The 18,649-nt window shown below is 63.9% G+C and carries 20 protein-coding genes and 1 pseudogene; 7 read left to right on the plus strand and 14 right to left on the minus strand.

Going from position 1 to position 18,649, the window contains the following annotated elements; genetic code table 11:
- Positions 1-124: 124 nt before the first annotated feature.
- From T8T21_RS17795 to T8T21_RS17810, 4 genes and pseudogenes are all read right to left on the minus strand, one after another.
- Positions 125-649: pseudogene (locus T8T21_RS17795) on the minus strand (IS110 family RNA-guided transposase); the annotation flags it as partial.
- 59 nt (positions 650-708) lie between these two features.
- Complete coding sequence (locus tag T8T21_RS17800) at positions 709-1,500, minus strand: TniQ family protein (protein ID WP_007803213.1); 792 nt, start codon at positions 1,498-1,500, stop codon at positions 709-711.
- Complete coding sequence (locus T8T21_RS17805; protein ID WP_007803215.1) at positions 1,497-2,375, minus strand: TniB family NTP-binding protein; 879 nt, start codon at positions 2,373-2,375, stop codon at positions 1,497-1,499. Before T8T21_RS17805 ends, T8T21_RS17800 begins: the two co-directional genes overlap by 4 nt.
- 90 nt (positions 2,376-2,465) lie before the next feature.
- Positions 2,466-3,398 carry an IS5-like element ISRhba5 family transposase gene (locus T8T21_RS17810; protein WP_007803217.1) on the minus strand — a complete coding sequence of 311 codons (933 nt, stop codon included), beginning with the start codon at positions 3,396-3,398 and terminating at the stop codon, positions 2,466-2,468.
- Between the two features lie 251 nt (positions 3,399-3,649).
- Here T8T21_RS17810 and T8T21_RS17815 point away from each other — a divergent pair, with 251 nt between their 5' ends.
- Positions 3,650-4,492: a hypothetical protein gene (locus T8T21_RS17815; protein ID WP_007803218.1), complete on the plus strand. Its 843-nt coding sequence runs from the start codon at positions 3,650-3,652 to the stop codon at positions 4,490-4,492.
- Between the two features lie 58 nt (positions 4,493-4,550).
- On the opposite strand, the gene T8T21_RS17820 is transcribed toward T8T21_RS17815, so the two are convergent.
- The 3 genes from T8T21_RS17820 to T8T21_RS17830 all read right to left on the minus strand — a co-directional run bounded on the left by T8T21_RS17820 (position 4,551) and on the right by T8T21_RS17830 (position 6,798).
- Entirely contained in the window at positions 4,551-5,120 is a 570-nt protein-coding gene (locus tag T8T21_RS17820) for a PIN domain-containing protein (RefSeq protein WP_007803220.1), read from the minus strand.
- The gene (locus T8T21_RS17825) at positions 5,117-5,581 is read right to left on the minus strand and encodes an excisionase family DNA-binding protein (protein ID WP_007803221.1); all 465 of its coding nucleotides are present in this window, start codon (positions 5,579-5,581) and stop codon (positions 5,117-5,119) included. Before T8T21_RS17825 ends, T8T21_RS17820 begins: the two co-directional genes overlap by 4 nt.
- Positions 5,582-5,730: 149 nt before the next feature.
- Positions 5,731-6,798, minus strand: coding sequence for a helix-turn-helix domain-containing protein (locus T8T21_RS17830; RefSeq protein ID WP_007803223.1), 1,068 nt, complete (start codon positions 6,796-6,798; stop codon positions 5,731-5,733).
- Positions 6,799-7,047: 249 nt separating this feature from the next.
- On the opposite strand from T8T21_RS17830, the gene T8T21_RS17835 reads away from it, so the two are divergent.
- The 3 genes from T8T21_RS17835 (at position 7,048) to T8T21_RS17845 (ending at position 8,438) form a co-directional block, all read left to right on the plus strand.
- Positions 7,048-7,326: a hypothetical protein gene (locus T8T21_RS17835; protein WP_322337997.1), complete on the plus strand. Its 279-nt coding sequence runs from the start codon at positions 7,048-7,050 to the stop codon at positions 7,324-7,326.
- Positions 7,327-7,407: 81 nt separating this feature from the next.
- On the plus strand, positions 7,408-7,548 hold the full coding sequence (locus T8T21_RS17840; protein ID WP_322337998.1) for a hypothetical protein: 141 nt from the start codon (positions 7,408-7,410) through the stop codon (positions 7,546-7,548).
- Positions 7,548-8,438 (plus strand): recombinase family protein, encoded by an 891-nt coding sequence (locus tag T8T21_RS17845; protein WP_322337999.1) that lies wholly within the window; start codon positions 7,548-7,550, stop codon positions 8,436-8,438. Before T8T21_RS17840 ends, T8T21_RS17845 begins: the two co-directional genes overlap by 1 nt.
- Positions 8,439-8,699: 261 nt before the next feature.
- Here the strand turns inward: T8T21_RS17845 and T8T21_RS17850 are convergent, their stop codons facing one another.
- Genes T8T21_RS17850 through T8T21_RS17860 form a run of 3 tightly spaced genes read right to left on the minus strand, consistent with a single transcriptional unit; the run spans position 8,700 to position 11,943 of the window.
- Complete coding sequence (locus T8T21_RS17850; protein ID WP_322338000.1) at positions 8,700-9,149, minus strand: hypothetical protein; 450 nt, start codon at positions 9,147-9,149, stop codon at positions 8,700-8,702.
- 14 nt (positions 9,150-9,163) lie between these two features.
- Positions 9,164-11,455 (minus strand): xanthine dehydrogenase family protein molybdopterin-binding subunit, encoded by a 2,292-nt coding sequence (locus T8T21_RS17855; RefSeq protein ID WP_322338001.1) that lies wholly within the window; start codon positions 11,453-11,455, stop codon positions 9,164-9,166.
- Complete coding sequence (locus T8T21_RS17860) at positions 11,455-11,943, minus strand: (2Fe-2S)-binding protein (protein WP_322338011.1); 489 nt, start codon at positions 11,941-11,943, stop codon at positions 11,455-11,457. The genes T8T21_RS17855 and T8T21_RS17860 overlap by 1 nt, the downstream gene beginning before the upstream one ends.
- A 230-nt stretch (positions 11,944-12,173) precedes the next feature.
- On the opposite strand from T8T21_RS17860, the gene T8T21_RS17865 reads away from it, so the two are divergent.
- Positions 12,174-12,803, plus strand: coding sequence for a c-type cytochrome (locus tag T8T21_RS17865; RefSeq protein WP_322338002.1), 630 nt, complete (start codon positions 12,174-12,176; stop codon positions 12,801-12,803).
- A 152-nt stretch (positions 12,804-12,955) separates the two neighbouring features.
- Positions 12,956-13,678, plus strand: coding sequence for an XdhC family protein (locus T8T21_RS17870; RefSeq protein ID WP_322338003.1), 723 nt, complete (start codon positions 12,956-12,958; stop codon positions 13,676-13,678).
- Positions 13,679-13,775: 97 nt separating this feature from the next.
- Here T8T21_RS17870 and T8T21_RS17875 read toward each other — a convergent pair whose 3' ends face one another.
- Complete coding sequence (locus tag T8T21_RS17875; RefSeq protein ID WP_322338004.1) at positions 13,776-14,342, minus strand: nucleotidyltransferase family protein; 567 nt, start codon at positions 14,340-14,342, stop codon at positions 13,776-13,778.
- Between the two features lie 376 nt (positions 14,343-14,718).
- Here T8T21_RS17875 and T8T21_RS17880 point away from each other — a divergent pair, with 376 nt between their 5' ends.
- Positions 14,719-15,663, plus strand: coding sequence for an AEC family transporter (locus tag T8T21_RS17880; RefSeq protein WP_322338005.1), 945 nt, complete (start codon positions 14,719-14,721; stop codon positions 15,661-15,663).
- A 102-nt stretch (positions 15,664-15,765) separates the two neighbouring features.
- On the opposite strand, the gene T8T21_RS17885 is transcribed toward T8T21_RS17880, so the two are convergent.
- The 3 genes from T8T21_RS17885 to T8T21_RS17895 are packed head-to-tail and all read right to left on the minus strand — an operon-like array spanning position 15,766 to position 18,649.
- Positions 15,766-15,897 carry a carboxymuconolactone decarboxylase family protein gene (locus T8T21_RS17885; protein ID WP_407660146.1) on the minus strand — a complete coding sequence of 44 codons (132 nt, stop codon included), beginning with the start codon at positions 15,895-15,897 and terminating at the stop codon, positions 15,766-15,768.
- Positions 15,894-17,795 carry a bifunctional sugar phosphate isomerase/epimerase/4-hydroxyphenylpyruvate dioxygenase family protein gene (locus T8T21_RS17890; protein WP_322337780.1) on the minus strand — a complete coding sequence of 634 codons (1,902 nt, stop codon included), beginning with the start codon at positions 17,793-17,795 and terminating at the stop codon, positions 15,894-15,896. Before T8T21_RS17890 ends, T8T21_RS17885 begins: the two co-directional genes overlap by 4 nt.
- Before the next feature lie 2 nt (positions 17,796-17,797).
- Complete coding sequence (locus T8T21_RS17895; protein WP_322337781.1) at positions 17,798-18,649, minus strand: shikimate dehydrogenase family protein; 852 nt, start codon at positions 18,647-18,649, stop codon at positions 17,798-17,800.

The following is an 18,649-nucleotide window of genomic DNA, read 5'->3' on the forward strand; positions in this document are numbered from 1 at the left end:
CGGATCGGGTCCCAATCAAAATTGCGCGCTTTCTGCGCCTTGACCCCCTGGGGTGTCCCGATCCCCGGTTCGACCGGTTTGTCATCTCTTCTCAGCTTCACGCATTCCGTCAGCGGTTCCGCGCTCAGGAGACAGGGGCCGCGTAGATCTCGTTGCGGCGCAGGAGCGCCCAAGCGATCCGGGCAGTCTTGTTGGCGAGCGCGACCGCAACGACTTTCGGTCGCTTGCGTGCTTTAAGCCCAAGCATCCAAGCCTTGCCGGCATCGCCCTGCCTTGCAAAGCGAAGCACCGCAGTCGCGCCGGAAACGAGCAGTCGCCGGATATATCCATCACCCTGCTTGCTGATCCCGGTCTGTCGATCCTTGCCACTGCTTGAGTTCGCCCGTGGCGTCAGGCCTAGCCAGGCCGCGAACTGTCGTGCCGAGCGGAACAGGCTCGGATCCGGAACATTTGCAGCAATTGCGCTGGCGGTGATCGGTCCGATACCGGGAATGGTCGCCAGTCGCCGGCTCGTCTCGTGCGTCCGGTGCCACTCGAGGATCCGTTTCTCCAGGGCCTCAGCCTGATCGGCAATCGCCTCCGCTTGGCAGATCAACGCATGGATGGCAGCCGCAGCATGGTCAGGCAACCGTTCCTGGTTCTCTCGGAAGTGGGTGTCGCCTTGCCCTTAAATCCGAGACACGGCGCGTTTTCCGGCCTTTCTTGCCCTTAAATTTGAGATGAGGTGGCTGAACCGCCGACGCGTAGTCGCATCCGCTGAGCAATCTGGTCGACGGTTGCAAGCAGTCGGGGCTCCTTATCGTAGGCGCGAAGCAGGGCAACTCGTGCGTAGACGTCGATGTCCATGCTGCACAACGCAGCCTTTACCAGTGGACGTGATTGGGCGGAGGCAATGGCGGCAAGGCAGAAGAGCCTTATGTTCGGGCGGGGGCTTTGAAGCGCGAAGAAAGGGTCTCCACATAAAGCTTTGAGTCCCATCGCGAAGGTGACCGCCCGCATGGCTCGGCGTAGTTGACGCGCGCTGCCCGACACCGCGACACGCTCCAGGATCCGTGCCCCCCGGCGGGCACGATCAACCAGCTTTTCGGAGACCGCTGCGCCATTTTGCCTGTCGGCCTTTGGAAGAAGCCGGGCACCACAAATCTGGCAGTCGAACGCCCAGGCCCTACGCCAGTGCCTGAGCTCAAGGCCGCCATCAGCGCAGCTTGTGCAAGCCTGGAACGGCACCTGTGCGGTCAACCGCATCTCTGCTTCCGGCATCGCCGCGAAAGTCATCGACGACACGAACGCTGGATCGAAGCGCGCCGCAACGGAAATCCTATCCGCGGCCAGCATGTCGAGATCAAAATCAAGGGCTGCAGCATATTTTGCGTCGATCCCGATATGGGCGAGCAGGTCTGCTACCTCGCAATGATTGGAAGCGGCCAGTCGCGATAACCAACCAGAAAGCAACTCGTCCGGCACTGGCGTCACCGATATCGGCAGCGGGATACACGTCACGCCCCAGATTTCTCGAGCCGTCGCTGAGCGTTTGCATGGCGCGACCAGACCGGTGTCCATTTTGCGATGGCATCATCAGTGACGCACTCGTCACCGCTGATGATCGCGTCGATGGACAGATCCTTGACCAAGGCAAAGATGCGGGACGTCACCCCGCCAGTTAATGCGAGGATCTGCTTGAGCGACCGCACTTGCAGATTGGATTTCTTCTCCAGCGGCATGGCCGCGATCAATGTCTGGATCATATCCGAAAACTCGGCATCATCGCGCCAATTCGGCAGGTGGTGTTCATCAAGCCGACGGGCCAGTTGGACATCGCCGCGAATGGCATCGACGGCTTCGCTGACACCGTAGCAGACCAAAGATGCCTCCAGCTCGTTGCTGAGATACCTCAAGACATTGAGGAACCGGCGCTGTTCCCTATGCGTGCCCGCAAGAAGGTTGTGGACTTCGTCGATCATGATCATCCGCAGCCCGAGGTCGCGCAAAAGGCCCACGACCCGAACTTCCAGCGAGGCAACACTCTGCGCCTTCAGGCTCAGCGTCGACGACGGGGCTCCGACGGCTGCGAGGATGTGCATATAGAACCGCCGCTCATCAGGAGCGGGTGGCGCCTGCAACAGAAGTAACGGGGTGTGGGTGACGCCCGACTCCGGATCATACTCCGGCGCATAGCGTCGCGACAGGTTGCGGGCGATCATTGTTTTGCCGATGCCGGACGCCCCATGCACCAGAAGGCCAGGCATGCGGGTCTGCCGCGACATCTCAATCAGACCATGCAGCCGGTCCAGCACTTGCTCCGCTCGGGGAAAGCCGATCCAGATGTCCGATTGAATGAGGGCGATGCGGCCGTCGTCTTCAGTTTCTGCCCTCAATTCACCAGCGCTCCACCTTGAACATGGGGCGCGATGGGCGTTGTTGCAGAAAGTCGGCCTGAGTTGTGAGTGCCCCTTTCCCATTCAGTTTCATGCCACGCGGACGACGTGGGCGGTGCCGAGCGCGTTGAAGCGATTGACAAGGGCGACCCGGATGTGGATTTCGGCGGTTTGGCGATCTGGATCCCGCGCGGCGATGCGCTCACCGAAGGCCTTCAGGCATCGCATCTTGGCCTCCACTCGGCTACGGGCGTGGTATCCGGTCCACCGCTTCCAGAATGCCCGACCGTAGTGACGCGTGGCGCGCAGGGTTTCGTTGCGCGCCTTGGCAGCCGGGCAGTCCTCTTTCCAAGCTCGACCGTTCCTTCGGGTCGGTATGATTGCCGTGCCACCGCGTGCGATGACGGCGCCGTGGCAGCGGCGGGTATCGTAGGCACCATCCGCGGTCACGGTGCCGATGTCCTCGTCCTCGGGGATCTGGCCCAACAGGTCCGGCAGGACTGGGCTGTCGCCTTCCCGGCTAGGGGTGAACTCGACGGCCCGGATATCCGAGGTGGCGATATCCATCGCCAGATGCACCTTGCGCCATTGGCGGCGGCCCTGAACGCCATGCTTGCGGGCCTGCCATTCGCCGTCGCCAAGAAACTTGATGCCGGTGCTGTCCACCAGAAGATTCAGCGGCCCTTCGGCACGGCGATAGGGGATCTGCACCTTGAGGGTCTTCTGTCTGCGGCACAGCGTCGAGTAGTCCGGAACGGGCCAGTCTAGCCCTGCCAGGCGCAGGAGGCTCGCGACCATTCCGGCTGTCTGCCTGAGCGGTAGCTTGAACAGAACCTTGAGCGACAGGCAAAACTGGATCGCGGCATTCGAAAAGACCGGCGGGCGCCCTGGGCGTCCCTCATGCGGCGCGTGCCAGGTCATCTCCTTGTCCAGCCAGATCAGCAGCGATCCGCGCTTCCTGAGCGCATCGTTGTAGCTGGACCAGTTCGTCGTGCGGTAGCGGGCGGGCTTGGGCTTGCTCATGCAGATCGTCTAACCGCATGGATTCCCGATGTGAATCCTTCACCGACTGAGTTCTGCAACAACGCCCAGTGCATCACCCAAAAAAAGGGAAACGACGCCAGACCGAGAAGCCTGACGCCGCGCTAGAAAAAAACCCCTGAACACGGTTCTTCTAGCGCAGTGTCCGAACCCCTGCAACCAGCAAAGTGTTTTTGCTGGCAAGAATGTTGTTTGCTCTCGACATGGCATCGTCTCTCTCAGGAGATACGACCATGGAACCAACGACTGGCCTGATCCTAAGGCGGATCACGCAGACAGACCTCTCTGTTTCGGCGCACAAACTGGCCACGCTCATCCTCGACGGAATTGCGTGGAAGGACGGGTATAACGGCCTGCCCCGCGGCACGGCTGCCTTCACCCTGTCCTCTCTGGCAGCGAAGATGGGCGTCTCGCGCCAGTACCTGAGCGTTCTGCTGAGTGAGCTTGAAACTTCTGAACTGAAGCTTGAGCGCGAGAAGTCGAACGGCAAGTTCGCCCCCTGGCTCTTCCGCTTCGCGGCCTTTGACGACGGCGAACAGACCCACGATCTCGTGTCAGACGGAGACGACACATCACTATCTAGAGAAGAATCTAACAAAACTATATTCACAGGACAGATCAACATTGACGGTTGCTCGAACGTGTTCCGAACATGCTGGGCCGAGCTGATCAAGGCCGCGAAGAGCGCCCTACCCTGCTGGAACGTCGATACGCAAGTGATCTGGGAACGCTTCCTTGCCTTCAACCGGGCCCGTGGGAACAGCAAGGTTCCGGCCGGTTTCCTGCTCGGCTTCATGCGCCGGTGGCGCACCTCGCTTGGAGAAGCGACGCGCCCACCGGCTCTCCCCGCACCACAGCCGGTTCAAGAGCCACGAGAGCGCGAGCTGCACGAACAGATCAAGGCTGCGCCAAGCTCGAACCGCCAGTTTCACGCGTCAGACCTGTGTCGCGTCATAGGGCAAGCGGCGTACGATGCGCGCATTGTCGCCGTGATCCGGCAGTTCGGTTGCCCGAGGTTCACTGCTACGCTTGCAGTCCACGGGCGTGCAGTCCTGGCGGGCGAAATCTCGCGGTGATGATGGATCGGGTGCCACAACTCTGGCCAGAACGTATTCAGTCAGGGCAGTTCTGGGATCAAAGCAGGTCGGCGAATTGCTCCAGGTCGGCAACCGTGGCGACCAACCCCTGCTGTGTCAGGATCGCGAGATACTCGTCGACGCTTTTGAGCGGATTCTTGAGGCGCGCGCGAACTTTCCGCAGCGCGGAACAGACCAGACCGGGCGCGAGAGACAGTTGGTTCCGGAAAAAGTCGTCAGGGTGTTGGGTCTCGATGCCAAAGGGCGCAAGTGCCGCTGGTGGGAAGTCCTTCAGGTTCTGCGTGACGATCGCGTCACAGCGCCCAACGATTGCCGCCGCCAGAACGTGCCGATCGTCAGGGTCCGGCAGTGTTAGGGCCGGCACCAATGCCTCGTAGCCGGTGACCAGACAGTCGCGTGTGGCCCTGTCCATCAAGTCGCGAGTTCGTTCCAGCGCGGCGCGCTCCCGATGAGGTTCATTGCGCAGAAGCGCATCAATCCACTCCCGATGGATATCGGCCGTCCACTTGGCCTTGAAAAGGTCTGTGACCGCCAACTGCATCAGTGCATCGCGCATCGGCGCGGGATAAAGGACGTTCGCATCGAACAGGACCGTGTACTGGCTCATTTCGAGCGGTAGCCCATGTCCTGCTCTTGAGCGTCGGCGGCCAGTTGATCGAGCGCAGCTTCACGCTCGGTATCGATCGCGGCCTTGTAGGACATCACGTCTTCCATGCGGACGCGGCGATGCTTGCCGACCTTCCGATGCGGTATGGCACCATCCTCGAGCAGCTTGATCAGGAACGGACGCGAGACGTTCAGAACCTCAGCGGCCTGTACGGTCGAGAGTTCGGCGTTCTCGGGGATGATGGTGACCCCCCGCCCCGCTGCCATCGCCTCGAGGATCTCCATGAGCAGCGATACGGCGCCCGCAGGAAGCTCGATCGGCTCCATCTGCTCGGAGTCCGTCACACGAAGTTTCAACGGCGCGCGCGCCTGGGCGAAGCGTGACAATGCCTGGCCAGAGACGCGCGCAATCGCTGCGTCCTGCGGCGTGGGCGGAAGATGTCGGTGTGCCAGCATGTTCATGGTGGTCTCCTCTCCGGTTTCTGTTCTCTACCACCATATATGAAATAAGTGCAACAAATGCATTAAGTGTTGGTGAGTTTCTGCGCGCCCTGCCGCGTGCTCGCGGTTATCGCTGCTGTCGAGTGAGCGGGTGAGACCCACGCTAACCTTCAGTTTGTCGCCTTCCACATCCTGAACCGCCCCTGTCCTGTCACCTCGCGGATCAGACCCCGCTCTTGCATCCATGCAAGGTTGCGCTGAACAGCGGCGCGACTGGCACTCGTCAGGGCCTGGGCCATTGGCGCAGAGACGAGCGGCCATTCGGTCAGCACTGCGCGCAAGGCCGGCGGCGTCCTGCCCGAGAGCAATGTCATTTCGGCTTCCGCCCGCGCCGACCATGCCTCGATATCGTCAAGGTGCCGCACCGCGGTCAGGCACGCGGCTTCCATCCCGTATAGCCAGCGTTCCAGACGTTCGAACGGTGAACCACCGGCTCGTAGTCCCCCTGCCCCGCCCATGGCCAGAGGCGTGAAGACTGCGCCTCTTCCATCGCTGGCCGCGATCCGCGCAGCTGCGACAGCCGCTTCCATACGGTCGTCGTGCTGCCCGAGCCCCGCGAGGCGCCAGAGGTGAAAGCCCGCGCAAGCGCGAGTGATCGGGTGCAGGTCCGTGGCCTGCCCCATCAGATCCAGCCAACCGCTCGCGCGATCCACGAACGGCTCGGTCTCATCACTGATGTTCTCGGGGTCGCGACGGTCGAGGAAGGCGGAAAGGTCCTGCTCCGGTCCCGGTCCACCCGTCAGTCGCCGAATCGCCCATCCGACTCGCGCCAGCGCCGCCGTGTCGTCCTGGACACCGGACAGGCGCAGCGAGATCCAGAGCGCCAGCCGGTCTTGGCTGATGCGGTCACCGGTGTGCCAGCTCAAATCTGCGGCCTCCATCAGCGCAAGCCGATGCCGCCATCCTTCCGGTCCGCGCTTCAACCGGTCATCCAGCGCGCCGACGCGACCGGCCACACGGGCAAGACGCGCGGCCTGCCCGCCCTCTGCCTTCCGCCATTCGTCGAGGACCTCGGTTTCACGCGGTTCGGCCCGTGGTCCCGGCGGCAAATAGTCCGGCTCGTCGTCCATCGGACCGGGCAGAAACCACAGGTCGTCCTCAGACGCCTGTTCGACCTCCTCAGCATAAATGCCGAGCGCGTCGGATTCATCATACAATGCGGGGGTTCCAGGCCTCATATGCGCAAAATACAGCTATTTTGAGCTTTACCCAAGGGTTTTATCAGAGTGCGTTTGTACACCTTACATAGCACGCGCGCGCGATGGTCCGCGAGACCTCCCTGATCGCGCTCTGCGTATGGAAACCAAGGGCTTTCTGATGAACAGCGCCACAGAGCGCGCCCTTGCATTCATTTACAAACGACCGTATTCTTCTACCTGCTTGAATTGGAGAAGATGTGATCTGGCAGCCGCATTAGGGCTCGATCAATGGCAATGACCATTTCGCCTGCATTTTTAGGCCGAACCAAAGGATTCAGCATGACCACGTTCCCAAGCCATCGGACCAAGATCAACCGCGCCATGCGGCTGGCCGAGGTTGGCGAGCACAGGTCTACCGCTGAGGCCTTACTTCGTGCCCTCCCCGAAAGCGTGATAGCACGCGTCACTGGGCATGAGCTTGCCGAGCTTCTCGATGCCGTGTGGAAGCTCTCCCGAAACTCCAAGGCAAGTGCGGAAACCGAGCTCGTCAGCAACGGCGGGGTCTGAGATGAGGACACGCAGTCATTCCAGGAGCTGGCGTAACGCCGGCCGCCGCTCCGGCAAAGATCTAGTGCGAAAGAGATCACCATGGACCTCCCCTCCCCTGCCTTCGAACCGACGCCGCGCGAATGGTTCGCCCGGATCGCCGAACATCTGAGCGAGGTGCGGAGCGGCTCGCCATTCCAGGATACGGTCGAGGTCGTGTTGTGCGATGAGACGGCACGCTGATGGCACTCATAGGCTACGCCCGCGTCTCGACCGACCTTCAAGACACTGCGGCACAGCGCCGCGAACTGAAATCGGCAGGCTGCACCGAGATCCACGACGAATTCGCCTCCGGTGCTGCCCGCGCCCGCCCGGTGCTGGCCAAGCTCTTAGCCAGCCTCGGCCGCGGTGATGTGCTGGTCGTGGTGCGCATCGACCGCCTGGCACGCTCGCTGTCGCACCTGCTCGAGGTCATCGAGACGCTGGAAGCCCGCGGCGCGCATTTCCGATCTCTGGGCGATCCGATCGACACGACCTCGCCGCAGGGCAAGTTCACGCTGCAGATCCTCGGCGCGACGGCCGAGTTCGAGCGGGCGCTCATCCGCGAGAGGACAATGGCGGGGCTCGCTTCGGCGCGAGAGAAAGGCCGCGTCGGCGGCAATCCGGGCCTGCGGGACCGCGACCCGGAGGCGATCGCCAGGGTCAGCCGGGCGCGCGACCGCAGCTACTTCGACAAGCTCAACGAGGAAGCCCAGCAATGGCTGCCCGCCGTCCGGCAGTTCCGGCCGCGGCTCCCTTGGGAGGACGTCGTGCGGATCATCAACAGCCGGCATCCAGGCGCGAAGCCTTGGACCGTCGAGCGGCTGCGGCGCGCCGCCGGGCGCTTCGTAACGGATGGGCTGCTGGATCGTGCCGTGCTCGACCGCGCCCCGCCCGCGCAGAAGGACGATCGGCTGCTCGCAATCATAGCGGGCATCAAGAGTTCGGCGCCCGAGATCACACTGCAGCAGATCGCGGCGCGGCTCGAGGCGATGCGTGAGCCGACGCCCCGGGGCCGCTCGAAGTGGGCAACGTCTTCGGTGGCGCACCTGCTGGAACGGGCGCGGCTGGCCGGTCTGCTCGAGCAAATCTGAAGGCTCGGCCGGAACAGTCCGGTCGATGCATATGACGGATGCTACGGGCGTTGATGCTATGCCGAAGTGAGCAATGAGGGCTTTCTCCCCTTCCCTGATAAAGGCGAGCTAGCCAAGTTCTTGAGCGGCCAAACCGTCGACGTGTGGCCGAGCATTGGTACCGTCAAAGTCGCGAAGACCTGCCGCCATCTGCGCGACAGGTCTCGCCGCCGGCTTGGCCGACTTCACCATCAGTGCCAGGCTGGGCCGCGGGCGCGCGGATTAATTCGCAATCACCGTAACGATCACCTCGTCGAGCGCCTCTGTACAGGCGGTCTCGTTGCCGTCTTCGGCCATCTCGCGCGCCTGCTGGAGCGCGGTGCGCGCCTCGATCACCCGCTCCCCGGCATCTCCGGATTCGTCCGCTTCCTCGACGGCCGCAGCCTCTTCGGCCTCGTCTTGCACGGGGATCACCGGCTCGCCTTCGTCTGCCTCCGGCGCGGTGCCGGTCTCCTCGTCCTCGTCGGCGGCACCGCTATCTTCTACCGCCTGCGCCTCGCGTGCCCCGGCAACGGCCTGACCGCTCGAGGAGGCGGATATTGCCTGCTTGGCAGCGAGATCGAGCAGGCGCTCGAAATCGTCAATCCGGCCCGCGCAGCCATGCGCAAGTGCCGGCCCGGCAAGGAAGGTGGCGATGACGCCCCCTGCCAAAGTGGTCCTGAGTTTCGTCATGATGGATCTCCCTGTCAGCTTCGAAGCTGGTCGGCGATGGGCAGCCGGCGGATGCGCTTCTTGGTAGCGGCGAAAACTGCGTTGGTGATCGCCGGCACCACCGGCGGTAGACCCGGCTCCCCGACACCCCCGAGCGGACGGTCATAGGCCGCGTCGTCACCGACGAAATGCACGTCGATCCGTTTGGGTGCCTGATCCATCCGCGGTACGAGGTAGGTATCGAAGTTGTCTTGTACCGCGCGGCCCTCGGCAAAGGTCACCTCCGTCATCAGGGCCTGGCCGACGCCCATAATCACCGCGCCCTCCATCTGGCTGCGGATGCGATCGGGGTTCACATGCGCACCGCAGTCGATCGCGATCGACACGCGCGGCACCGTGACGCCGCCATCGACGACCTCGACTTCGGCAGCCACCGCGACATAGGAGACGAAGCTGTAATGCCCGGCGATGCCGAGGCCGCGCCCTTGGGGCATCTCGCGGCCCCATTCGATCCCTTCGGCGGCCGCCTCGACCACTGCCGCCATGCGGCCAGTGTCGATCGTATAGACATCCGGATTCTCACCGTAGTTCCAGACGTCGCCTTGATTGGTCGGGTCGATCTGACGTGCGGGTCCGATCAACTCCAGCAGGTAGTCTTTCTGATCACGCCCGGCCGCATCTGCGAGTTCGGCGGCGAAGGACTGGATCGCGAAGGCATGCGGGATGTTCGACACCGAGCGGTACCAGCCGATCCGCACATGAGCCTGGGCCTGCGGGTTCTCGGCGCGGATGTTCTCTACAGCCAGCGGCATGTTGAGAAGCCCCATCCCAAGCTCGAAGGGCAGTTTCTGCGCTGGATCGGGCGCAAAGATCGAACCTATGGTCGGCGCCGCCGTTCGATGGCGCCAGGCGATCGTTTTGCCCTCCGCGTCGAGGCCCGCCGACATCTTCTCCACCGAGACGGTGTGGTAATAGCCGTGATGGATGTCATCCTCGCGGGTCCAGGTGAGCTTCACGGGGGCTCCGTCCATCGCCTGGCTGAGAATGCCCGCCTCCAGCACGAAGTCAGGCTTAGACTTGCGGCCGAAGCCGCCGCCCAGCAGCGTCACGTTCACCTTGACCGCGTCCTCGGGCAGCCCGAGCCGCTCGGCCAGCCTGAGCCGCGTCACTTGGGGCGCCTGCACGCAGGCCCAAGCTTCGGCTTTGCCGTCCTTGATCTCGACCACCGCGGCGGGGGGCTCCATCGGCGCCTGCGCCAGATGCGGGATGTAGTATTCCGCCTCCACGGTCTGGGCCGCGCCGGATGCCGCCTCGTCGTAGTCGCCCTCGTCGCGGATCACCTTGCCGCCTGGCGAATTCGCGGCTTGCGACAGGGTCTCGCGGTAGGACTCGCTGTCGTAGTCGGCGTTGGGGCCATCCTCCCACTCGATCTGCAGTGCGTCGCGGCCCTTCATCGCGAGAAAGGTGTTGCGGGCGATCACCGCGACCCCACCTAGCGGCGCGAACTCGGTCGGAAACTCGGCCGGGTCGATTTGCACCACCCTCTCGACACCCTCGATGGCGAGCGCCGCGCTGTCGTCGAGCGAGGCCACCTTGCCTCCATAGACCGGCGGGCGCGCGACCACGGCATAGAGCATGCCGTCGCGCTTCACGTCGATCCCATAAGTCGTGTTGCCGGTGGTGATATCCATGTTGTCGACGAGGCCGATCGAGCCCTTGCCGATATAGCGGAACTCGGACGGGTCCTTGAGCGCGAGGCTGTCGCGCTCGGGCACCTCAAGATCCATCGCCGCCGTAGCCAGTTCGCCATAGCCCAGCGACTTGCCCGAACCCGCATGGCTCACCTTGTGGCCGTCGGCCTTCACCTCGGAGACGTCGACGCCCCACTGTTCGGCAGCAGCCTGTTCCAGCATAGTGCGCGCGGCGGCACCGGCGCGGCGTAGCGGCATGAAGTGGTGCCGCAGGCTGCGCGACCCGTCGGTGTCTTGATTGCCGTATTTCTCTTCGTCGCCTGGAGCCTGATCGACACGGACCTTTTCCCAATCGGCGCCCAGCTCATCGGCCACGACCATGGCAATCGAGGTGCGCACGCCTTGCCCCATCTCCTGACGGTGGCAGGTCACGGTGACCAGGCCGTCCGCGGCAATGGCGATGAAGATCTTCGGATCGTCGCGCCAGCCATTGGGCATCGCATCACGACCGAATTCCGGCTCCTCCTCCTGCGCCCGGCCCGGACGGGGCAGGCCTACGGCCAGCACGAGGGCGCCTGCGCCCATGCCACCCAAGAGGCCCCGGCGGCTTACATTAATGATCGGGGAGTCGCGCATCACTGTGCCTCCGCTTCCTGGTTGCCGGACTTGGCCGCCTTGGCCGACGCGGCCTGCTTCACCGCAGCTCGGATCCGTGGATAGGTGCCGCACCGGCACAGGTTCGCGCTCATCACCGCGTCGATGTCGTCGTCGGTGACGGTGTCATACTGATCCACCAAGGCAGCAGCCTGCATGATCTGGCCCGCCTGGCAGTAGCCGCACTGCGCAACGTTGAGCTCACGCCAAGCCTCCTGCACCGGATGGTTGCCACTCTCTGAAAGCCCTTCGATGGTGGTCACCTCGGCGCCCTCGAGCACGCCGACCGGCGTGATGCAGGCGAATGAGGGTGCGCCGTCGATATGCACAGTGCAGGCGCCGCAGGCGGCGATGCCGCAACCGTATTTGCTGCCGGTGAGCCCCATTTCGTCGCGCAGGACCCACAGCAACGGCGTGTCCTGATCGCCGTCGAACCGACGCTCCTCGCCGTTGATGACTAGTGTGACCATCCCGGATTCCTCCTGTGTCGATCCCGGTCCGGCGCGGCGCCGACCGCTCATGGTCATTGGCGACATGGCACGAATGCCCCCCGGGTCCAGTCACGATCGAGGATTCCCTGTTTCGGTGGCCATTGATGTGGAGACTGGAAGGAACCGCAGCCGCCCTGGAGGAATTGATCGGTGATGACGCGCCACGCGTGACACCGCAGATCTAGAACTCGCCCGAAAAGGACCTGTCCATGAAACTGTCCTCCATCCTTGCGACCGCTGCCCTGTTTTCCGCCCCAGCCTTTGCGCAGGAGATGGAGGGCGACCCTGCTAACGGCGAGACCGAGTTCGCGCGCCAATGCGTGAGCTGCCACGTTGTGGCCGACGAGAGCGGTGAAGTCCTAGCTGGTCGCAACGGTCGGATCGGCCCCAACCTCCATGGTGTAGTCGGCCGCGCCCCCGGATCGGTTAAGGATTTTCGCTACAGCGACGCGCTTGTAGCCTATGGCGCACTTGGTTCCTCGGAGGACAAGACGGGCAAAGCCCCGACCGGCGAGCAGTTCGAAACCGTCGTTTGGGGCCCCGAAAACACCGCAGGCTACCTGCTGGACCCGACCGCCTTCCTGCGCGAGGCGCTCGATGACAACCGTGCCCGCTCCAAGATGGCCTACAAGGTGCGTGACGAACAGGTTGCGGCCGACCTCTATGCTTATCTTGCAACCTTTAGCCCCGACGTCGAGTTCGAGGATGACATGCCCGGAGAGGAAACGTCTGAGAGTGACGATGCAGTGATGGAAGAGATGGACAGCTCTGACGACGAGATGGAGCATTCCGAGGGTGACATGTCGGAGGACGAAGCCGAAACCGAGACGGCGAACTGAACTCGGTGGGTCATCATCCCTCCTCGTCCATAATGGTCGAAGACGCCGTGGCTGCAGGGACCCCGTCTTCTGCAACCACGTCTTTTGCCTTGCCCGCTTCCGAGGTCGAGCCGGCCCTTGCTGCCTTGTCCGGTAGGGGCGGTGTTCTGGCCATGCTGGTCGGGATCGACGGGGCCTTCTACCGGCCACTTGGGTCGCTAATGGCGTTTCCCACCGGCAGCGCGCCCGTGGGAAGCCTGTCTTCGGGTTGCATCGAAGGCGATATCGCCCTGCATGCCGCCGATGTTCTAGCCTCGAAAAAGCCGCGACGTCTACGCTATGGGCGCGGTTCGCCCTTCGTCGATATCCGCCTGCCCTGCGGCAGCGGGCTTGATGTGGTGCTTGTACCTGTCGCATCCGGCCCGCACATCGACGTGCCGCTCGCGGCCCTGCGCAATCGCCGCCTTGTTCGGCTGCGTTTACCTGATCTGCCCGAGGTGGAGATCCGTCCCGAGCCGCGCATGGTGGTGATTGGCACCGGCCCCGAGGCCGAAACCTTCGCCCGACTGGCTGAGACGGCGGGATACCCAAGCGAGCGGCGCGACAGGCTGGTTTTAGAGGAAGTTGATCCCGAGACCGCCGTGGTGCTGTTCTTCCACGACCATGAGCGTGAGACCGACATACTCGACACCGCCTTGCGCTCACCCGCATTCTGGATCGGTGCGCAAGGTAGTCGCACCGTCCAGGCGCGCAGACTTGAAATACTGCGCGCAGCGGGGTGGGATGATGCAGCGATTGCGCGGGTGCATGGGCCAATCGGTCTTATCAAGGGCAGCCGCAATCCCCGCGTGCTCGCCGTCTCGGTGCTGGCCGAGATCGTCGCCGCTGCTCAATAGGTCCGCCGTCGGTCCCATAAAAATCTGTACGACACCAGATCACACTCTTCCTTTCAGCCGTGCCGCGACGTGTACGCAGCCGGAGCCCGGAAGATGGCTAACTCCTTTGGGCGGCGCGCAGTGCCTGAGGAGTGTCAATGTCGAGGAGCAGGCAGGGCTCGGCGCGGCACAGATGCACCATGCCCGAAGCGGCCTCGCGCAGCAGCGCCGCCGCCCCGCGATCGCCGTCAAGAGTCAGAAGTTCAGGCAGCATACCTGCCGGAAAACACGCAGGCACCGAAATCCGTGACCCGTCATGCGCCGCTGCCGGGCAAGCATCGTCACAAGCGCCAAGCACTTCGCGCAGGAAGGCAGGTGTCACCCGTGGCATATCGCCCAAGGTCACCAGCAGACGCTTCGCCCCAAGCGCGTGGGCCCGGCGCGCGCCGGCACGTAGGCTGGCCGAGAGACCACCGCAGGGCTCCGGTGCTAAGGTCTTATATCCCGGCAGCAGTGCCACCACCGCCGGGTCAGTGCAGATTGCCAAGAGCCGGTCAGGGCCCACGTCACGCAATGCACTAGCGGCATGGGCAACCAACGGGCGGCCCTCAAACGGCGCCAGCAACTTATCCGTCCCACCGAAGCGCCGTGATCGGCCTGCAGCCAGCAGCACGCCGACAATCATATCGCACTCCACATTGTCGCTCTTTCGTCCTGCGATTTCTCCTTACCGCCTCCGCCCGTCAAGCAGTCCGCCCGGAACCGATCCTGCCAAATGGTTAGTGCCCGTTTCTCCTTGGGAACCATAAGCCGCTTGCCTACCTGCTTGTGACTTTTCGATCGCCTCGCGCTTGAACCTGATGGCCGGATCCGCTGCTCCTCATCATGGCATCCATGTTTCAGGATTGAGGAAGTGGGCATCCACTGACCACGGAGCTATTCAGTTGTTTAGTGAATGTATTCGACTAAGAACCAAGGTGGTCTCACAAGCATGGCCGGAGGTGCCGGGACCTTCAACGGCCGGATTCTTACGCTTTTTGCCGGCCGCAATGCGAGGGTTCATGTTCGACATTCTTTCGACCACTGGCGTGATCTTCGTCCTGATTGGCGTAGGCTACCTGTCCGTGCGGATGGGCGTGCTCGGCGCGAGCGACACGGCAACGCTGGGCAAATTCGTTGTCAGCTTCGCATTGCCAGCGCTGATCTTCCGAGCGGTAACGCAACGCCCGTTGAGCGAGATTGCCAATCCCGGCTATCTCGCCGCGATGCTCTTTGGCTCGCTCGCGGTTTTCGTGGCGGGATACTGGTGGATGCGGCGTCGGGATCATTCGCCACAGGCCAGCACCTTTCATGCCATGGGTATGTCTTGCGCGAACAGCGGCTTCATAGGTTACCCAGTGCTCCTCATGGCGCTGCCATCCGTGGCTACCTCGGCGCTGGCAATGAACATGGTGGTCGAAAACCTGGTGATGATTCCGCTGGTGCTGGTTATGGCCGAGCGGGCGAGCTCGGCTGGGCAAGAGGGGCACCGCTTGGCACTCATGATCGGGGCGCGGCTGATCCGCAACCCGATCATCCTCGCGCTGGCGCTCGGCATGGCGATTTCATGGTTCGGCTTGCAGCTGCCCCTGCTGGTCGAGCGCTCGGTCGAGACCCTTGCGAACTCCAGCGCTGCGCTGTCGCTGGCGGTGATCGGCGGTACGCTGGCTACCTTGCCGCTTAGTGCAGTGAACGGCTCGGTGATACCGGTGGTAGTCGGCAAGCTGCTGCTGCACCCGCTCGCTGTCGGGCTGGGGCTCGTCGCGATGGCCTCTGCCGGGCTGGGGGTGCGCGACGAGGGCCTCGCAGCTGCGGCGGTTATCATGTCAGCCATGCCAGCAATGGGGATCTACCCGATTCTGGCACAGCGCTTCGGTCAGGAGCGCAGCGCGGCTGTCGCAATGCTGGCGATGACTGCCGCGTCATTCGTGACGATCAGCGTCGTGTTGTGGCTGGCTCTGCCATGATTACCCGGGTCGCGCAGACGTCCAGTTAAAGAGCTATGACAAGATCGAAGTCAGCATCGAGCGCTCGCGGTCGCTGATCATGCCGCGGCTCCAGACATGGCCTCAGGCCGCATCGGTGATCAGCGCCCGGAACGGCGCGCCGAAGCCGGTCCGGGCCGCCTCGCCACGGTCGACATGCGCGTCGCCCAGTACCCACCGGTACGTCGTCAAACCCGCATCCGTGATACCGTTCATGATTTCGGTATCCCTTTCGGCCGAACCAACCGCTTCTGGGCGGCGATGCGGAACGGCGCGTTCGTCGCGCCATAGCCCGCATAGGCGCCGCGCCGTTCGACGATCTCGAAGAACAGCCCACCCGGCGTCGGTCGGGAGTAAAGCTGAAAGAACTCGCCCCCTGCATCCCGGTCATACATGATCTGACCAGCCCGCAAGCGGGCCAGCAGGGCGGGATCCAGATCGAAGCGTGCAGCGAGGTCATCGTAATAGTTCGACGGGATCGGCAGCGGCGCAAAGCCTATCCTCGTCAATGCGGTCGAGGTGGCAAGAATGTCGTCGCAGGCGAAGGCGGTGTGCTGCACGGCCGAATTGAAACTGTCGGCGAGGAAGCGGCCTGCGAAGGTGCGATGCGTCTCTGCCCCGTTCAATGTCAGCCGCAGCGCGCCTTCGGGCGCCTCGATCGCCTGGCTACGCACTAGCCCGTCGGGATCGGCGACGTCGACCATCGGGGATTTCGCGAGATCGAATATCGAAGTGTAGAACAACGCCCAACTCAGCATCTCATCATAGGCCATGGTCTCGCCCAGATGGTCGATGCGGGTCAGGCCGGCATCGTCCCCCCCTGTGCCTGATCCTGCGTTGGCCTCAGCAACGAACTCGCGCTCCCAGACCCCGGCGAGATCGGCGCTGTCATCGATGAAGTGCATCACCGAGCCGCCGACACCCCGGATCGCTGGAATGTCGGTTTCGCCCGGCCCGACCGGCTGGTGAAAGGGGTTCGCGCCGAGCGCACGTGCTCGCTCCATCGTTGCGGCCGCGTCCGACACGCCGATGCCGATGTCGCAGATCCCGGTGCCATGTGTGACGTAGGCGCTGTGCGCGAAGCCGCTCGTTTCGGTATTGACTACGATTCGGATCTTGCCCTGCTGCCACAGCTCGACCGACTTCGTTCGGTGCCGCCCCGTGCGCGCGAAGCCGAGCGCGGCGAGTTGGCGGGTCAGATCGCCGCTTTCGGCAGCGGAAGTTGCAAACTCTATGAACTCGACCCCGGTGGCGGCGATGCGGTCGGGGATGGCGGGCAGGCCCACGTCGACTCCCGGCTCCTCGCGCCGCACCCGGTCGAGCAGATGCACCAGCGAGCGATGCCCATCGCGGGCCACCGTCTCGGGCCGTCCCCCCCGGAACTGGTCATTGAAGATCTCGAGGCTGACCGGCCCGCGATAACCGGTGGCCATCACCGCGCGCATGAAGGCCGCCACATCGAGATCGCCTTCGCCCGGCATGTTGCGGAAGTGGCGCGACCAGTAGAGCAGGTCCATTTCAATCATCGGCGCGTCGGCAAGCTGCACGAAGAAGATCCGGTCGCCCGGAACACGACGGATCGTCTCGGGGTCAAGCTTGCGGCCCAGCGTGTGGAAGCTGTCGAGGATCAGGCCGACATTGGGATGGTCGGCGCGACGCACCACCTCCCAAGCGTCGCGATGATCGTTGACATGCCGCCCCCAGGCCAGCGCTTCGTAGCCGACGCGCAGGCCGCGCTTCGCCGCCCGCTCGCCCAGTTCACGGAAATCGTCCGCCGCGCGGTCTATGCCACCTATGGCATCAGGCGCCACCGACGAGCAGACCAGCACCAGATCTGTGCCGAGCTGCTGCATCAGGTCGAATTTGCGCTCGGCCCGGTCGAAGGCCTTCACGCGGCGCGCACCGACCAGCCCCTCGAAGTCGCGAAACGGCTGGAAGATCTCGATTCCAAGCCCGTGGTCGCGGATCATCGCGCCGATCTCGGCGGGCGAGCCGGCCTCGGCGATGAAATCCTGTTCGAAGATTTCGATGCCGTCGAAGCCCGCCGCCGCGATCGCTTCGAGCTTCTCGCGCAGGTTGCCGGGCACCGAGACCGTGGCGATGGAGCGGCGCATGATCAGTCCTCCCTGAGCCGGGCGCGCAGCGCGTCTTCGTCAAGGCTGCGTCCGGTAAAGAGCCGTGAGGCGTGGACCCCCTGGTAAAAGTAGAGCTCCCAGCCGGAGATGATCTGCAAGCCCTCGGCTGCCGCATCGGTGAGGAACTGCGTGTCCTCGGGCGTGTAGACCGCGTCGAAAGCCCAGGCTGCGCCCGCCATCGCCGCACGCGGCAGCGGCGTGCCGGGATAGCCGTCCATACCGAGGGGCGTGCAGTTGATCAGCCCGTCGCATCCCCGCGCCGCCGCCTCGGCGTCGCCTGCCACCTCGACCGTCATCGCCGCCGCCGCGGCGCGGAGCTCGGCGGCCAGCGTCTCGGCCTTGGCGCGATCGCGATCCACCAGCCGCAGCGCGGTGGCGCCCAGCCCTGCCAGCCCGAAGGCCACGGCGCGGCCCACGCCGCCGGTGCCGATCATAAGCACCGTGCCCGGGGCCGCCGCGCCGCGCACCCTGGCGTGCGCAGCCTTGAAGCCGGTGAAATCGGTGTTGTGCCCCTTTGCCCCGTCGGCCTCGAACAGCACGGTGTTGACCGCGCCGATGCCGCGCACCAGCGGGTCGTCGACGGTGACCTTGCGCACCGCGACCTCCTTGTAAGGGTAGGTGACGTTGATCCCGGCCCGAGTCGCGGCGCAATCTGCAAACACTGCGTCGAAGTCACGGCCGAGCTCGGCGGGGATCAGGCTGTCATAGACGGTCGGTATCCCCAGCATCTCGCCGGCGATGCGATGCAGCAGCGGCGAGCGCGAGGCGCGGATGTTATCGCCGATCAGCCCAAGTCGGAGCGTGTCGCCTGGCATGGTATGGTCCCTTGGCAT

The organism is Limimaricola variabilis (assembly GCF_034371605.1).
Taxonomy (GTDB): Bacteria; Pseudomonadota; Alphaproteobacteria; order Rhodobacterales; family Rhodobacteraceae; genus Limimaricola; species Limimaricola variabilis.

Coding starts and splice junctions, on each gene's coding strand:
- T8T21_RS17855 (WP_322338001.1), bottom strand. CDS start 11,455: ATGCGCGACTCCCCGATCATTAATGTAAGCCGCCGGGGCCTCTTGGGT.
- T8T21_RS17875 (WP_322338004.1), bottom strand. CDS start 14,342: ATGATTGTCGGCGTGCTGCTGGCTGCAGGCCGATCACGGCGCTTCGGT.
- T8T21_RS17815 (WP_007803218.1), top strand. CDS start 3,650: ATGGAACCAACGACTGGCCTGATCCTAAGGCGGATCACGCAGACAGAC.
- T8T21_RS17845 (WP_322337999.1), top strand. CDS start 7,548: ATGGCACTCATAGGCTACGCCCGCGTCTCGACCGACCTTCAAGACACT.
- T8T21_RS17825 (WP_007803221.1), bottom strand. CDS start 5,581: ATGAACATGCTGGCACACCGACATCTTCCGCCCACGCCGCAGGACGCA.
- T8T21_RS17870 (WP_322338003.1), top strand. CDS start 12,956: ATGCTGGTCGGGATCGACGGGGCCTTCTACCGGCCACTTGGGTCGCTA.
- T8T21_RS17835 (WP_322337997.1), top strand. CDS start 7,048: ATGGCAATGACCATTTCGCCTGCATTTTTAGGCCGAACCAAAGGATTC.
- T8T21_RS17860 (WP_322338011.1), bottom strand. CDS start 11,943: ATGGTCACACTAGTCATCAACGGCGAGGAGCGTCGGTTCGACGGCGAT.
- T8T21_RS17840 (WP_322337998.1), top strand. CDS start 7,408: ATGGACCTCCCCTCCCCTGCCTTCGAACCGACGCCGCGCGAATGGTTC.
- T8T21_RS17810 (WP_007803217.1), bottom strand. CDS start 3,398: ATGAGCAAGCCCAAGCCCGCCCGCTACCGCACGACGAACTGGTCCAGC.
- T8T21_RS17850 (WP_322338000.1), bottom strand. CDS start 9,149: ATGACGAAACTCAGGACCACTTTGGCAGGGGGCGTCATCGCCACCTTC.
- T8T21_RS17890 (WP_322337780.1), bottom strand. CDS start 17,795: ATGCGCCGCTCCATCGCCACGGTCTCGGTGCCCGGCAACCTGCGCGAG.
- T8T21_RS17820 (WP_007803220.1), bottom strand. CDS start 5,120: ATGAGCCAGTACACGGTCCTGTTCGATGCGAACGTCCTTTATCCCGCG.
- T8T21_RS17880 (WP_322338005.1), top strand. CDS start 14,719: ATGTTCGACATTCTTTCGACCACTGGCGTGATCTTCGTCCTGATTGGC.
- T8T21_RS17895 (WP_322337781.1), bottom strand. CDS start 18,649: ATGCCAAGGGACCATACCATGCCAGGCGACACGCTCCGACTTGGGCTG.
- T8T21_RS17885 (WP_407660146.1), bottom strand. CDS start 15,897: ATGAACGGTATCACGGATGCGGGTTTGACGACGTACCGGTGGGTACTG.
- T8T21_RS17865 (WP_322338002.1), top strand. CDS start 12,174: ATGAAACTGTCCTCCATCCTTGCGACCGCTGCCCTGTTTTCCGCCCCA.
- T8T21_RS17830 (WP_007803223.1), bottom strand. CDS start 6,798: ATGAGGCCTGGAACCCCCGCATTGTATGATGAATCCGACGCGCTCGGC.